The organism is Pseudomonas sp. BNK-30 (genome assembly GCF_047456185.1).
Classification (GTDB): domain Bacteria; phylum Pseudomonadota; class Gammaproteobacteria; order Pseudomonadales; family Pseudomonadaceae; genus Aquipseudomonas; species Aquipseudomonas putida_E.
Genome location: NZ_CP179904.1, coordinates 5,066,106 through 5,079,459, shown reverse-complemented (window position 1 = coordinate 5,079,459; position 13,354 = coordinate 5,066,106). Strand labels below are relative to the sequence as shown.

The 13,354-nt window shown below is 61.2% G+C and carries 14 protein-coding genes; 9 read left to right on the top strand and 5 right to left on the bottom strand.

Annotation, left to right across the window (positions count from 1 at the left end):
* Positions 1–9: 9 nt before the first annotated feature.
* Together ACMGGN_RS23540 and ACMGGN_RS23535 are read right to left on the bottom strand one after the other, a co-directional pair.
* Positions 10–540 (bottom strand): DUF5943 domain-containing protein, encoded by a 531-nt coding sequence (locus ACMGGN_RS23540; RefSeq protein ID WP_012316656.1) that lies wholly within the window; start codon positions 538–540, stop codon positions 10–12.
* A gap of 77 nt (positions 541–617) precedes the next feature.
* Complete coding sequence (locus ACMGGN_RS23535; protein ID WP_003257506.1) at positions 618–1,595, bottom strand: dipeptidase; 978 nt, start codon at positions 1,593–1,595, stop codon at positions 618–620.
* 286 nt (positions 1,596–1,881) lie between these two features.
* Here ACMGGN_RS23535 and ACMGGN_RS23530 point away from each other — a divergent pair, with 286 nt between their 5' ends.
* From ACMGGN_RS23530 to ACMGGN_RS23520, 3 genes are all read left to right on the top strand, one after another.
* Positions 1,882–2,298 (top strand): lysozyme inhibitor LprI family protein, encoded by a 417-nt coding sequence (locus ACMGGN_RS23530; RefSeq protein WP_115273090.1) that lies wholly within the window; start codon positions 1,882–1,884, stop codon positions 2,296–2,298.
* 137 nt (positions 2,299–2,435) lie between these two features.
* Positions 2,436–3,128 (top strand): hypothetical protein, encoded by a 693-nt coding sequence (locus ACMGGN_RS23525; protein WP_115273091.1) that lies wholly within the window; start codon positions 2,436–2,438, stop codon positions 3,126–3,128.
* 73 nt (positions 3,129–3,201) lie between these two features.
* Positions 3,202–3,819, top strand: coding sequence for a hypothetical protein (locus ACMGGN_RS23520; RefSeq protein ID WP_414156326.1), 618 nt, complete (start codon positions 3,202–3,204; stop codon positions 3,817–3,819).
* Between the two features lie 2 nt (positions 3,820–3,821).
* Here the strand turns inward: ACMGGN_RS23520 and ACMGGN_RS23515 are convergent, their stop codons facing one another.
* Positions 3,822–4,769 (bottom strand): GlxA family transcriptional regulator, encoded by a 948-nt coding sequence (locus ACMGGN_RS23515; protein WP_204919124.1) that lies wholly within the window; start codon positions 4,767–4,769, stop codon positions 3,822–3,824.
* Positions 4,770–4,913: 144 nt separating this feature from the next.
* Between ACMGGN_RS23515 and choX the strand changes: the two genes are divergently transcribed.
* From choX to ACMGGN_RS23490, 5 genes are all read left to right on the top strand, one after another.
* Positions 4,914–5,858 (top strand): choline ABC transporter substrate-binding protein, encoded by a 945-nt coding sequence (choX, locus tag ACMGGN_RS23510; protein WP_046787502.1) that lies wholly within the window; start codon positions 4,914–4,916, stop codon positions 5,856–5,858.
* 166 nt (positions 5,859–6,024) lie between these two features.
* Positions 6,025–6,909: a 3-keto-5-aminohexanoate cleavage protein gene (locus ACMGGN_RS23505; RefSeq protein ID WP_046787501.1), complete on the top strand. Its 885-nt coding sequence runs from the start codon at positions 6,025–6,027 to the stop codon at positions 6,907–6,909.
* 16 nt (positions 6,910–6,925) lie between these two features.
* Positions 6,926–7,891, top strand: coding sequence for an L-carnitine dehydrogenase (locus ACMGGN_RS23500; protein WP_237860325.1), 966 nt, complete (start codon positions 6,926–6,928; stop codon positions 7,889–7,891).
* A 10-nt stretch (positions 7,892–7,901) separates the two neighbouring features.
* On the top strand, positions 7,902–8,375 hold the full coding sequence (locus ACMGGN_RS23495) for a thioesterase family protein (protein ID WP_119687912.1): 474 nt from the start codon (positions 7,902–7,904) through the stop codon (positions 8,373–8,375).
* Between the two features lie 254 nt (positions 8,376–8,629).
* Positions 8,630–8,887 (top strand): hypothetical protein, encoded by a 258-nt coding sequence (locus ACMGGN_RS23490; protein ID WP_039604371.1) that lies wholly within the window; start codon positions 8,630–8,632, stop codon positions 8,885–8,887.
* Positions 8,888–9,016: 129 nt separating this feature from the next.
* On the opposite strand, the gene ACMGGN_RS23485 is transcribed toward ACMGGN_RS23490, so the two are convergent.
* Both ACMGGN_RS23485 and ACMGGN_RS23480 read right to left on the bottom strand, forming a co-directional pair.
* Positions 9,017–10,123, bottom strand: a complete 1,107-nt coding sequence (locus ACMGGN_RS23485) for a GlxA family transcriptional regulator (RefSeq protein WP_115273096.1) — start codon at positions 10,121–10,123, stop codon at positions 9,017–9,019.
* A 390-nt stretch (positions 10,124–10,513) separates the two neighbouring features.
* Complete coding sequence (locus ACMGGN_RS23480; RefSeq protein WP_414156325.1) at positions 10,514–11,890, bottom strand: L-serine ammonia-lyase; 1,377 nt, start codon at positions 11,888–11,890, stop codon at positions 10,514–10,516.
* A 441-nt stretch (positions 11,891–12,331) separates the two neighbouring features.
* Here ACMGGN_RS23480 and ACMGGN_RS23475 point away from each other — a divergent pair, with 441 nt between their 5' ends.
* Positions 12,332–13,279: a choline ABC transporter substrate-binding protein gene (locus ACMGGN_RS23475; RefSeq protein WP_046788304.1), complete on the top strand. Its 948-nt coding sequence runs from the start codon at positions 12,332–12,334 to the stop codon at positions 13,277–13,279.
* Positions 13,280–13,354: the final 75 nt, after the last annotated feature.

Here is a 13,354-nt window from a genome sequence, read left to right as displayed (position 1 = left end):
ATCTCCGGCTTACAACGGCTTTGTAACGAACAGGCCATCTTCGTGGCCTTCTTCCGACCCGCCATAGACCTGCTCGGCCACGGTGCGGATCGAGCTGCCACGGGCAGCGAGAATCTGGTCCATTGCGCCGGCGAACCAGCCGGTGAACATGTAGTCGACCTTGCGGCCGCACTTGCCATACACGTACACGAACGCCGAGTGCTTGAGCTTGACGCTGCAGGTGCCTTTGTCCAGGTCGATGTCCTGGATCTCGAACAGGCCCCAGCCACGCTGGGACAGGCGCTTCATGTAGTGCTCGAAAACCGCCACGCCTTCCAGGCCATGGCACTCGGCTTCCTTCTCGCACCAGTGCCAGGCCGACTTGTAGCCTGCCTTGTAGAGGATCTCGGCATAGGCGTCGGCGCCCAGCACTTCCTCGATGCCCATGTGGTTGTTGACGAAGAAATGACGCGGCACATACAGCATCGGCAAGGCGTCGCTGGTCCAGACACCGGTTTCGCTGTCGACTTCGATTGGCAATTGCGGGGCGATCTTGGCCATGGAAACTCAACTCCATAAAAATTTGTTTTTGGCTGCCCCGACGTTGCTGGCCGGGGCCTTAAGGCTTGGAGAGCGGCTTACTCGCCCCAGACGTCCTTGAGAACGTTTACCCAGTTCTCGCCCATGATCTTGCGCACCACACGCTCGGAATGGCCGCGCTTGAGCAAGGTCTCGGTGAGGTTGGGGAACTCGCCGACGGTGCGGATGCCCAGCGGGTTGATGATCTTGCCGAAATTGGTCAGGCGACGGGCGTAACCCTTGTCGTGGGTCAGGTACTCGAAGAAGTCCTGGCCGTGGCCCTGGGTGAAGTCGGTGCCGATGCCGATGGCGTCTTCACCGACGATGTTCATGGTGTACTCGATGGCTTCGGCGTAGTCGTCGATGGTGGAGTCGATGCCCTTGGCCAGGAACGGCGCGAACATGGTCACGCCGACGAAGCCGCCATGGTCGGCGATGAACTTCAGCTCTTCATCCGACTTGTTGCGCGGGTGTTCTTTGAGGCCCGAGGGCAGGCAGTGGGAGTAGCAGACCGGTTTTTTCGATTCCAGGATGACCTCTTCGGAGGTCTTGGAGCCAACGTGGGACAGGTCGCACATGATGCCCACGCGGTTCATCTCGGCGACGATCTCGCGGCCGAAACCGGACAGCCCGCCATCACGCTCGTAGCAGCCTGTGCCGACCAGGTTCTGGGTGTTGTAGCACATCTGCACGATGCCCACGCCCAGCTGCTTGAACACATCCACGTAGGCAATCTGGTCTTCGAAGGCGTGGGCGTTCTGGAAGCCGAAGAGGATACCGGTCTTGCCCAGTTCCTTGGCCTTGCGGATGTCGGCGGTGGTACGTACTGGCATCACCAGGTCGCTGTTGTCGCGGATCAGCTTCTGGCTGGCAGCGATGTTGTCGACGGTGGCCTTGAAGCCTTCCCAGACCGACACCGTGCAGTTGGCTGCGGTCAGCCCGCCTTTGCGCATGTCCTCGAACAGTTCGCGGTTCCACTTGGCGATGATCAAACCGTCGATAACGATGCTGTCGGCGTGAAGCTCGGCTGGGCTCATCAGGCTGTCCCCTTTTATTGAGTGGGTTCGTGCCGAACATTGTGCCGGCGCTTTGGGGCCAGCATATGCCTGTGCCCAAGGGCGCCCCGATGCAAAAACGACAGGGGGTTTGCCGAAAGCGTCAATGCGCGACATGACCGCGTCTGGCATGCCGTTCGGGGATGCGAGACAGTCTCGATAACGACCCTTTGCCGCCCTTAAATGAACATTTGGTCAGGGACCTATCGCGCGGGCTCTGGCTGAGCGAGAATCCCAGCGATTCGACAGCCTGTTGAGGAGAAAACGGATGAAATCAATGGCATGGCTGGTGCTGCTGGCCGTCGTGAGCGGGGCCCAGGCCGGTGAGGAAGAAAGCACGCCTTGCGACAATGTCGAGAACGACCAGCAGACGTTCGAGTGTGCGGCATTCAACAAGCAGACCGCCGAGCGTGAGCTGAAGTCGACCTACGACGACCTGCTTCAACGCATGCGCGAGCAGTATGACGACGAAGCTGGCCTGCAGTCGCGGATCGAATCCGCCGAAAAGCTCTGGAGCCAACTGCGCGATGCCGACTGCAAAGTCGAAACCCATGCCGAACAGCCAGGCAGCAAGGCCTACCAGACGGCATGGAACAGCTGCGTCGCCCAACGCAGCGATGAGCGATCGGAGTATTTGCGCAGCCTGGGCTCGCAGAACAGTGATGAGCCGGCACCGGAAGATTGATCCAGGCAGTGATTGAAAGATCTTCTCCAGAGGAACAACCTGCTGCTGATAGTCACTGCGCCATTTCTCGATAGTGCGCCAAGGCCACGTGCTTGCAACGTGCGCCTTGGAATCCTCAACTATCAAGGAACACCGAAATGGCTGACATCAAAGTTGAAATGGAAAAAATCCGCAAAGAAGGCCAAGAGCGCGTAGCCGCTACCGGCCAGACGATCTGCGTATTCGCTGAAAATGTGCCTGCGGGCATTGCCGAAGACATTCTGGCAGGTATGCGGTTGATGACCGAACTGGCCAACAAAAAGTTCGACAAGGAAACCCAGCAGCGCGAGTGGTACAACTTCTACAACGATGGCCTGATCAAGTTCGGCTGGACCATGACGGGTGCGGCACATGCCGAAGATGCGATTGATGAAGACAACCTGACCCTGGCAGAGCTGATGACCAAATCCATCACCATCAGCGTGGCCCGCGATCCTCGTCGCATGGCCTGTGCCAAGCGTGTTCTGCAAATCGTCGTGCAGAAGCCGGAAGTCAAGGCCCACCTGGAAAAGCACAGCCATAGCGAATCCGGCAAATCGAGCAACTTCGTAGTGGCCCAATGCGAAATGACGCCACAAGGTTTGCCTGTGATGCACATGACCAGCTTCCAGGCCAGCTACGACTCGAAAATCGAGCGTGAAGGCGCCCTGACCCGCAAAATCGACAAGACGTCGACCCGTGTCTATCGCGCGTCGCAACAGGGTACGTTCAGCGTTCGTCACTTCGATGCTGCGCGTGATCTTGTGAATGAAAAGATCAAAGGCGACATCGCCGCCTTCCTCGCTATCTAAATAGCGAGGCCGGGTATCAGGACTTCCGGGTACCCGGTTCCCATCATGTGCATTCATCAAGGAGCGATGCCGCATGAGCGATGCAAGCCTGGACACCCGAATATTCGAAGAGCGGCTGAACATCAAGCCCGCGCCATGGCTGACACTGGAAACATGGGAAGACTTGCAGCTGTGTCTTCGTTATTCACAGGCCGTGGCCAATGAAAAGTACTCGATGGAGACCCAGCCTGAGCAATGGTTCACGGTCGTTATCGCCACCTTGCAATCGTTGAAATTCACGTTGTTCGAACATACGCATCAAGCCATTTCATACGAGCCGCACCTGCACGCATTGAGCGATGTGTACAGTGGCTATATACCCCCGCTGCGCGAAAAAGGGCCTTGGTTCAAGAGCCTTGAAGAAAACGTCAAAGCCGCTATGCAATCTGCGGGAATGCACACCTTTAACGTAATGAACGCTTCTTCACATCTGAGCATTGAAATGGATCATGAAGGGGACGAAATTCCCGTTGCCATCCTGTTCTATGTCTACTGCAAGACCGACCCTGTCGAACCCACCCAGAAGTTGAACCTGATATTTGACCATCTGGGCGCACGCTTCAACCTGGGCGAATTCGCGCCATTGCGCAAAGACCTGCAGGCCAGAAACCGCGAAAAGCTGTTAGCCGTTCTCAAACGCAAACTGGAATGAAGCTATTTTGAACGCGCAGGTTGGCGCTCCTCCCGTGGGCACTTTCCAAACCTCAGCTTGTAGCGCCGCGTGAAATACGATGGCAGTTCAAAGCCGCACGCAAGGCTGACCTCGGTCACCGACATGTCAGTCTGGGTCAACAGCTGTCGCGCCTTGTCCAGCCGTAGAGCAAGGTAAAAACTACTGGGTGTTTCATTTAGGTACATACGAAACAAGCGCTCCAGTTGGCGCCGTGTCACTTTGATCGCAGCGGCCAGGTCCAGCGTGCTCAGGGGTGGCTCGGTATGTTTTTCCATTTCGCCAATGGCATGGACCAACTTCTTGTTGCTGATACCGTAACGCGCACCGATCTGCATGCGCTGGTGGTCCTGACGCTGACGAATACGACCCAGCACGAACTGCTCGGAAACCTTCACCGCCAGGTCGCTGCCGTGAGACTGGGCAATCAGGTGCAGCATCAAATCGATCGAAGCGGTGCCGCCGGCACAGGTGATGCGGCTGCGGTCAATCTCGAACAGCTCCTGCGTCGCCTGAAGGCCCGGGTAGCGTTCCTTGAACGCCTCGAGCGCTTCCCAGTGCAATGTCGCCCGGTAGCCGTCCAGCAAGCCCGCCTCGGCAAGTACCATCGCCCCCGTATCGATGCCCCCCAGCATGACCGCGTCATGGTGCAGCCGACGCAGCGCATGCAGCAGCTTCGGCGCGACATTGGCCAATGGCTCGAAGCCCGCTACCACGAGCAGGATATTGGCGGGCTCACCCTCCCCCAGCGCGGCATCGGCATTGACCGACATGCCGTTGCTCGCCAGCACCGCCTCGCCGTCCAGGCTGAGCACCTGCCACCGGTACAACGGCCCGCCAAAACGATTGGCCACCCGCAATGGTTCCACCGCCGAAATGAACCCCATGGCGGAAAAACCCGACACCAACAGAAAGGCAATCGTCTCCATCATCCCCTACTCCACAGAAACTGGTCGCCCAGGTGCTAATTCCTGTCGCCAGCGTGCGCTTGGCCAAGGTGCGGCCAGCGTAGCGTATTCACACGGTCCGCAGAGGCCGCCCTCAATAACAATATGCACTGCCGATGGAGAGCCACCATGCACAGCTTGATCCGCCGCAGCCTGTTGTCACTTGCCCTGAGCAGCATCGTTGCCACACCGCTTTTCGCCGCCGAACCCGCGGCCTGCAAGAACGTACGCCTTGGCGTGGTCAACTGGACCGACGTCATCGCTACCAGCGCCATGGCGCAAGTGTTGCTCGACGGCCTGGGTTACCAGACCAAACAGACCAGCGCCTCGCAGCAGATCATCTTTGCCGGCATCCGCGACAAGCGCCTGGACATGTTCCTGGGTTACTGGAACCCGATCATGACCCAGACCATAACGCCGTTCATCGATGCCCAGCAGGTCAAGGTGCTCGACGCACCCAGCCTGGAAGATGCCCGGGCCACCTTGGCCGTACCCAAGTACCTGGCCGACAAAGGCCTGAAGAGCTTCGCAGATATCCACAAGTTCGAGAAAGAGCTGGGCGGCAAGATCTACGGCATCGAGCCCGGGTCCGGCGCCAACACCCAGATCAAGGCGATGATCGCCAAGAACCAGTTCGGCCTGGGCAAGTTCCAGCTGGTCGAGTCCAGCGAGGCCGGCATGCTCGCCGCAGTCGACCGCGCCGTGCGCCGCAAGCAGGCCGTGGTGTTCTTCGGCTGGGCGCCGCACCCGATGAACGTGAACATCGACATGGTCTATCTGGGTGACAGCCAGGACGCCCTGGGCCCTGACGAAGGCCGCGCCACGGTGTGGACCGTCACCGCACCGGACTACGCCCAACGCTGCCCCAACGCCCATCGCCTGCTGGCCAACCTGAAATTCAGCGCCGAAGACGAGAGCCGCATGATGCAGCCGCTGCTCGACCACAAGGACGCGCTGGAGTCGGCCCGCCAGTGGCTCAAGGACCACCCCGAGGACAAGGCGCGCTGGCTTGAAGGGGTAACCACCTTCGATGGCAAGCCTGCAGCGGACAACCTCAAGCTCACCGCCAACTGACAGGGCCTCATCGCCTGTAGGAGCGGCCTTGCGTCGCGAAAGGGCCGCAACGCGGCCCCAGGATCTGTGCGCGCTGCACAAACCCAAGGGCCGCTATGCGCCCCCTTCGCGACACAAGGCCGCTCCTACGCCGATTGGGCCACCACAACCCTGACAAGGAACCACCATGAACCACGACGTCATCATCACCTGCGCCCTCACCGGCGCCGGCGACACGGTCGCCAAGAGCCACCTGGTCCCGGTCACCCCCAAGCAGATCGCCGAGTCCGCCGTAGAGGCCGCCAAAGCCGGCGCCACCGTGGTCCACTGCCACGTCCGCGACCCGCAAACCGGCCGTTTCAGCCGCGACGTGAACCTGTACCGCGAGGTCATGGAACGCATCCGCGAAGCCGACGTGGACATCATCGTCAACCTCACCGCCGGCATGGGCGGCGACCTGGAAATCGGCCCGGGCGAGTCGCCCATGGAATTTGGCCCGGGCACCGACCTGATCGGCCCGCTGGAGCGCCTGGCCCACATCGAAGCACTGCTGCCGGAAATCTGCACGCTCGATTGCGGCACCCTCAACTTCGGCGACGGCAACGCCATCTACGTCTCCACACCGGCGCAATTGCGCGCCGGCGCCAAACGCATCACCGAACTGGGCGTGAAAGCCGAACTGGAAATCTTCGACACCGGCCACCTGTGGTTCGCCAAGCAGATGATCAAGGAAGGCCTGCTGCATGACCCGCTGTTCCAGCTGTGCCTGGGCATACCGTGGGGCGCGCCGGCCGACACCACCACCATGAAAGCCATGGTCGACAACCTGCCTGCCGACGTCACCTGGGCCGGCTTCGGCATCGGCCGCATGCAGATGCCCATGGCGGCACAGGCGGTGCTGCTGGGCGGCAACGTACGGGTGGGCCTTGAAGACAACCTGTACCTGGACAAAGGCGTGTTGGCCAGCAATGGCCAACTGGTGGAGCGCGCGAGCGAAATCATCACCCGCATGGGTGGCCGCATCCTCACACCGGCAGAAGGCCGGGAAAAAATGAACCTCAAACGCCGCTGATCCCCCGGAGTCCGATATGCCCTTCATCACCGAAATCAAGACCTTCGCCGCCCTGGGTAGTGGCGTGATCGGCAGCGGCTGGGTTGCCCGCGCGCTGGCCCATGGCCTGGATGTGGTCGCCTGGGACCCGGCTCCCGGCGCCGAGCAGGCGCTGCGCAAGCGTATCGCCAACGCCTGGCCGGCACTGGAAAAACAGGGACTGGCACCTGGCGCGGCGCAGGACCGCTTGAAGTTCGTCGCCACCATCGAGGAATGCGTGCGCGACGCTGACTTCATCCAGGAAAGCGCGCCGGAGCGCCTGGACCTCAAGCTCGACCTGCATGCAAAGATCAGCGCCGCAGCCAAGCCGAACGCGATCATCGGCTCCAGTACCTCGGGGCTGTTGCCCAGCGAGTTCTATGAGTCCTCCACTCACCCAGAACGCTGCGTGGTCGGCCACCCGTTCAACCCGGTCTACCTGCTGCCATTGGTGGAAATCGTCGGCGGTAACCGTACTTCGCCTGAGGCGATCGACGCCGCAAAAACCATCTACACCGCGCTCGGCATGCGCCCGCTACATGTGCGCAAAGAAGTCCCCGGCTTCATTGCCGACCGCCTGCTCGAAGCGCTGTGGCGCGAGGCGCTGCACCTGGTCAACGACGGTGTGGCCACCACGGGCGAAATCGATGATGCCATCCGCTTCGGCGCTGGCCTGCGCTGGTCGTTCATGGGCACGTTCCTGACCTACACCCTGGCCGGCGGCGATGCCGGCATGCGCCACTTCATGTCGCAGTTCGGCCCGGCGCTGAAACTGCCCTGGACCTACCTGCCGGCACCGGAGCTTACCGACAAGCTGATCGACGATGTGGTGGACGGCACCGCCGAGCAACTGGGCGAGCGCAGCATCGCCGCGCTGGAGCGCTATCGTGATGACACCCTGCTGGCGGTGCTGGAAGCGGTGAAGACCAGCAAGGCCAGCCACGGCATGTCGTTCAGCGACTGAGGAGACCACGATGCCCGCACTGATCACCTACCGCACCCCAGTCCAGGAGGACTGGGTCGACTACAACGGGCACCTGCGCGATGCCTATTACCTGCTGATCTTCAGCTACGCCACCGATGCGCTGATGGAGCGCATCGGCCTGGATGCCGATAGCCGTGGGCAGAGTGGGCACTCGCTGTTCACCCTGGAGGCGCACATCAACTATTTGCATGAAGTGAAGCTTGGCACTGATGTGTGGGTGCAGACGCAGATCATCGGGTTCGACAAGAAGCGCCTGCACGTTTACCACAGCCTGCACCGCGCAGGGTTCGACGAAGCGCTGGCAGCCAGCGAGCAGATGCTGCTGCATGTGGACCTGGCAGGGCCGAAGGCGGCGCCGTTCAGCGAGGGCAGCGTGGCATTGCTGCAGGGCCTGGTGGATGAACAGCGTCATCTTCCAGCGCCAGCCTATGTGGGACGTGTGATTGGCCTGCCCAAAAAATAACCCCGCAAAGCCGTGAGCCAGCGGGGCCAAGAGCGAGCAACATCCACTGTGCATGTGTGAGGGTGACCAAACCCTGCGGTACCGTGAATGAGGCCAGTGTGCGATCTTCCCGGCACTGGGAATTAGCCGGGAACGACCTGTTCTTAGCCAAAGCAGTCATGCCGGCATTCTGTGGTTGCGGCCGTGTCGCTGGGGACACAGAATCGGTCGTAAATCACAGCAGCACTCTTTTCGCGATAAAAGGGACAACAGCCATGATGCATGCGGATTTGATTGATCAGGACGACCTCGCCGGCCAACTGCGCGCGCGCGGCTTCGACATCCCTGCCGGGGCCAGTGCCGAGCAGGCCTGCGAGGCGGTGGTGCGTGGGCTGACCGAGCCTAACGCGCGGGCGCTCAAGGGCATGGTCGAGCAAATGTACACGGGCAGTGCGACGATTCTGCCGGCGGTGCGCCAGGCGATCGACAAGCAGTTGCTGCCAGCGCTTGCAAGTTTCAACAAGCGCGCCTGATCGCGTATTTCTGTACTGGCCTCATCGCCGGCAAGCCGGCTCCCACAGATTCACACCAATCTCAGGCTTGGTGGTGAACCTGTGGGAGCCGGCTTGCCGGCGATTGGGCTGCAAAGCAGCCCCGGGACGTCAGAGCCTCACACTGGCAAAGGTCGACTCGTTGCGCGCCTGGCTCAATGCAGCCATCGGCCCGCTGTGCGGGGACAGAGTCATGGCCTGCGGAATCGGCATCATCGCTACCTGTTGTGCAGTATTCGAACCTACTCGTTCATCACGCGGCGGTATGCCGAAGTACTCGCGGTAGCACTTGGAGAAGTGCGGGGTGGACACGAAGCCGCACACCGAGGCCACTTCAATGATCGACATCGGCGTCTGCTTGAGCAGCTGCCGCGCGCGAATCAGGCGCAGCTTGAGGTAATAGCGCGACGGCGAACAATGCAGGTACTTCTGGAACAGGCGCTCAAGCTGGCGACGTGACACGGCCACGTACACGGCCAGTTCGTCGAGGTCGATCGGCTCTTCCAGGTTGGCCTCCATCAGCGCGACGATTTCCTGCAGCTTCGGCTGGTTGGTGCCCAGCATGTGCTTGAGCGGCACGCGCTGGTGGTCCTGTTCGTTGCGAATGCGCTCGTAGACGAACATCTCCGAAATGGCCGCCGACAGTTCGCGACCATGATCGCGGCTGATCAGGTGCAGCATCATGTCCAGCGGCGCGGTGCCGCCAGAGCTGGTGAAGCGGTTGCGGTCGAGGGTGAACAGGCGAGTGCTCATGTTGACCCGCGGGAATGCCTCCTGCATCGACGCCAGGCATTCCCAATGCACGCTGCAGTCGAAACCGTCGAGCAGGCCGGCACAGGCCAGCGCCCAGCTGCCGGTACACACAGCGCCCAAACGGCGCGACTGACGGGCCTGGGCCTGCAGCCAGGTGACATGCTCACGGGTGACCGAACGCTGGATACCGACGCCACCGCAGACGATCACGGTGTCGATGGGAGGGGCGTTGGCGATGGCGGCGTCCGGGGTGATCTGCAAGCCATCGCTGGCCCAGACCTGGCCGCCATCGACGGTCAGCGTGTGCCAGCGATACAGCTCACGGCCCGAAAGCTGGTTGGCCATGCGCAGCGGCTCGACGGCCGATGCCAGGGAAATCAGGGTGAAGTTGTCCAGTAGGAGAAACCCGATGGACTGGGGTGCTGTGCGGTTCTGGGTTGGATTCCCGGAGGTGTACGACGTCATCGCGATTTCTCCTCACACAAATACAGGGTGTGCCTCAGGCGGGCACTATTTTTTTGTCATGGCCCCGGTTCATGTGCGGGGGCTTTACCAATCTCAACGCAAGGGCCGTGCCTGAAATTGAACGGCCATCCAAAAAAACCCAAAAACGACGCCTTTTTTCAGCAATTCCGGCTCGGCGGTCGGGTTGTGTAAAAAACCCAAACCGGCGGGCCAGCGCCTTTGCGTGTCACTTATGAGCAAATTGGTGACACGCTCAAGGCAGGTTGCCCAGAAACGACACTGTTTAGTGTCACCGACAATGGCAACACTGATCGCGACACCCGACGATCGGCTGATGCGAAGACGCCCCAAAACGGGGCGTCCTGACGAGCGTAGCGCACAGTCAGCGCATCAACATTCGATGACGCTGACCGCCAGGCCGCCGCGCGAGGTCTCTTTGTACTTGTCATGCATGTCGGCGCCGGTGTCACGCATGGTGCGGATCACCTGGTCCAGGGAGATGAAGTGCTCGCCGTCACCGCGCAGGGCCATCTGCACAGCGTTGATGGCTTTTACAGCCGCAATGGCGTTGCGCTCGATGCAGGGCACCTGCACCAGGCCACCGACCGGGTCGCAGGTCAGGCCAAGGTTGTGCTCCAGGGCGATCTCGGCGGCGTTCTCCACCTGCGGCGGGGTCGCCCCCAGCACCTCGGCAAGGCCCGCTGCCGCCATGGCGCACGCTGAACCGACTTCACCCTGGCACCCCACCTCGGCACCTGAAATCGATGCGTTCTTTTTGCAAAGGATGCCCACTGCGGCGGCGGCCAGGAAGAAGTCGACCACGTTGGACTCGTCGACCTCATCGCTGAAGCGCATGTAGTAGTGCAGCACCGCCGGGATGATGCCAGCCGCGCCATTGGTGGGCGCAGTGACCATGCGCCCGCCCGCGGCGTTCTCTTCGTTGACCGCCAGGGCGAACAGGTTGACCCACTCCATGGCACTCATTGTCGAGCCGATCACATTGGGCTTGCCGATCTCCTGCAGGCTGCGGTGCAGCCTGGCCGCGCGGCGGCGCACGTTCAGCCCGCCGGGCAGCGTGCCTTCATGCTTGAGGCCGTTGTGCACGCATTCCTGCATGGCTTGCCAGAGCGTGTGCAGGCCGGCGCGGATCTCTTGCTCGCTGCGCCAGACCTTCTCGTTGGCCATCATCAATTGCGACACGCTGAGGTCGTTTTGCTTGCACAGGCGCAGCAGCTCTGCGGCACTGTTGAAATCGTACGGCAACACCGTCTGGTCGGCATCCAGCACACCACTGGCGGCCTGGGCGGCGTCGACCACGAAACCACCTCCCACCGAGTAGTAGGTATTACGGTGCAGCTCGCCCTGCTCGCCTTCGGCGATCAGGGTCATGGCATTGGGGTGGTACGGCAGGTTCTCGTCCAGCAGCAGCATGTCACGGGCCCAGACGAATTCGATGGGCAACCGGTTATCCAGCTTCAGGGTGTTGGTTTCGCGCAGGTCGGCGATGCGTGGGACGATCTGGGCCGGGTCGATGGCGTCCGGCCATTCGCCCATCAGGCCCATGATGGTGGCGTGGTCGGAGCCGTGGCCAATACCGGTGGCCGACAGCGAACCGTACAACCGCACCTGCACCCTTTTCACCTGCTCAAGCTCGCCGCGCTCACGCAGCCCCTGAACAAACAGGGCACCTGCACGCATGGGGCCGACGGTATGGGAGCTGGAGGGCCCGACTCCGATCTTGAACAGGTCGAACACGCTGATGGCCATTGTCGCTACACCTCTTGCTGGGCTTGTCTCTGCGCGCCATGCGCAGGGCGGGGCAACTGCTAGGCTGAAGCTGCGAGCCGCCACGAATGCACGCATCATCGGGCTTTTACGCCCCCCTTCGCCGTCTGCAACCGACGTACTTTTGTCCAGCAGCGCCGCGCTGTTTGAGCTGTATGTGCGCCGCTTTCGGGCGCTCTGATGACGGAAAAATACGCAGGCAGGGGAGGAAAAAGCCATATGCGACATCGCCAGTACTCAAAGCGACCCGTTCCGTACTGGTTACGACCCCACCAGTAGGCGATTGCCCGGCGCTGGTGGATTATCAAAAGCGACTCGTATTGCACGGCCTCGCATCCTGCCCTCTGCAGGCCTGGTTGACCGGACCCTGAGAAAGCCCGGCAGCCCTCGCGAACCCGAAGATAAAATCACAGGAGTCCATCCATGAAAGGTTCACCCTCGCTGTTGCTGGCCGCGTTGCTGTCCGCCCCCTTGCTGGCCCAGGCCGCAGAACCCGAGCAGTGTCAGACGGTACGTTTTTCTGATGTCGGCTGGACCGACATCACGGTAACCACCGCGACCACCAGCGTTGTGCTCGAAGCACTGGGCTACAAGACCCACACCACCATGATTTCGGTACCGGTGACCTACAAGTCGCTGGCCACCGGCAAGGACCTGGACGTGTTTCTCGGCAACTGGATGCCGACCATGGAAAACGACATCAAGCAGTACCGTGATGCCGGTACTGTCGAAACCGTGCGCGCCAACCTGGAAAACGCCAAGTACACCTTGGCCGTGCCCCAGTCGCTGTACGACAAGGGCCTCAAGGACTTTGCCGACATTCCCAAGTTCAAGAAGGAACTGGACGGCAAGATCTACGGCATCGAACCGGGCAACGACGGCAACCGCACCATCCAGAGCATGATCGACAAGAACGCCTTCGGCCTGAAGGACGCCGGTTTCAAGATCGTGCAGTCCAGTGAGGCCGGCATGCTGTCCCAGGTCGACAGGTCGCAGAAGCGCGGGGAGGCGATCGTGTTCCTAGGCTGGGAACCTCACCCGATGAACACCCGCTTCAAGATGCAGTACCTGACCGGCGGGGACGACTTTTTCGGCCCTGAATTGGGCAAGGCAACCGTGCTGACCAATACCCGCAAGGGCTATGTGCAGGAGTGCAGCAACGTAGGGCAACTGCTCAAGAACCTGTCGTTCGAGCTCAAGGATGAAAGCACCATGATGGGCTATGTCCTGGACGACAAGATGAAACCCGAGGCAGCTGCCAAGAAGTGGCTCAAGGACAACCCAGGCAAGCTGGACGCCTGGCTCGCCGGGGTGACCACCGTGGACGGCAAACCCGGCCTTGAGGCGGCCAAAGCCAAACTGACGCAATAACGCAAGACGCCAAGGCAACACCGCGGGGCGGGACCGTGCTCGCCCCGGACTGATTTCAATCTTTGCAGGTGGAAG

Coding starts and splice junctions, on each gene's coding strand:
- ACMGGN_RS23540 (WP_012316656.1), bottom strand. CDS start 540: ATGGCCAAGATCGCCCCGCAATTGCCAATCGAAGTCGACAGCGAAACC.
- ACMGGN_RS23535 (WP_003257506.1), bottom strand. CDS start 1,595: ATGAGCCCAGCCGAGCTTCACGCCGACAGCATCGTTATCGACGGTTTG.
- ACMGGN_RS23530 (WP_115273090.1), top strand. CDS start 1,882: ATGAAATCAATGGCATGGCTGGTGCTGCTGGCCGTCGTGAGCGGGGCC.
- ACMGGN_RS23525 (WP_115273091.1), top strand. CDS start 2,436: ATGGCTGACATCAAAGTTGAAATGGAAAAAATCCGCAAAGAAGGCCAA.
- ACMGGN_RS23520 (WP_414156326.1), top strand. CDS start 3,202: ATGAGCGATGCAAGCCTGGACACCCGAATATTCGAAGAGCGGCTGAAC.
- ACMGGN_RS23515 (WP_204919124.1), bottom strand. CDS start 4,769: ATGATGGAGACGATTGCCTTTCTGTTGGTGTCGGGTTTTTCCGCCATG.
- choX (WP_046787502.1), top strand. CDS start 4,914: ATGCACAGCTTGATCCGCCGCAGCCTGTTGTCACTTGCCCTGAGCAGC.
- ACMGGN_RS23505 (WP_046787501.1), top strand. CDS start 6,025: ATGAACCACGACGTCATCATCACCTGCGCCCTCACCGGCGCCGGCGAC.
- ACMGGN_RS23500 (WP_237860325.1), top strand. CDS start 6,926: ATGCCCTTCATCACCGAAATCAAGACCTTCGCCGCCCTGGGTAGTGGC.
- ACMGGN_RS23495 (WP_119687912.1), top strand. CDS start 7,902: ATGCCCGCACTGATCACCTACCGCACCCCAGTCCAGGAGGACTGGGTC.
- ACMGGN_RS23490 (WP_039604371.1), top strand. CDS start 8,630: ATGATGCATGCGGATTTGATTGATCAGGACGACCTCGCCGGCCAACTG.
- ACMGGN_RS23485 (WP_115273096.1), bottom strand. CDS start 10,123: ATGACGTCGTACACCTCCGGGAATCCAACCCAGAACCGCACAGCACCC.
- ACMGGN_RS23480 (WP_414156325.1), bottom strand. CDS start 11,890: ATGGCCATCAGCGTGTTCGACCTGTTCAAGATCGGAGTCGGGCCCTCC.
- ACMGGN_RS23475 (WP_046788304.1), top strand. CDS start 12,332: ATGAAAGGTTCACCCTCGCTGTTGCTGGCCGCGTTGCTGTCCGCCCCC.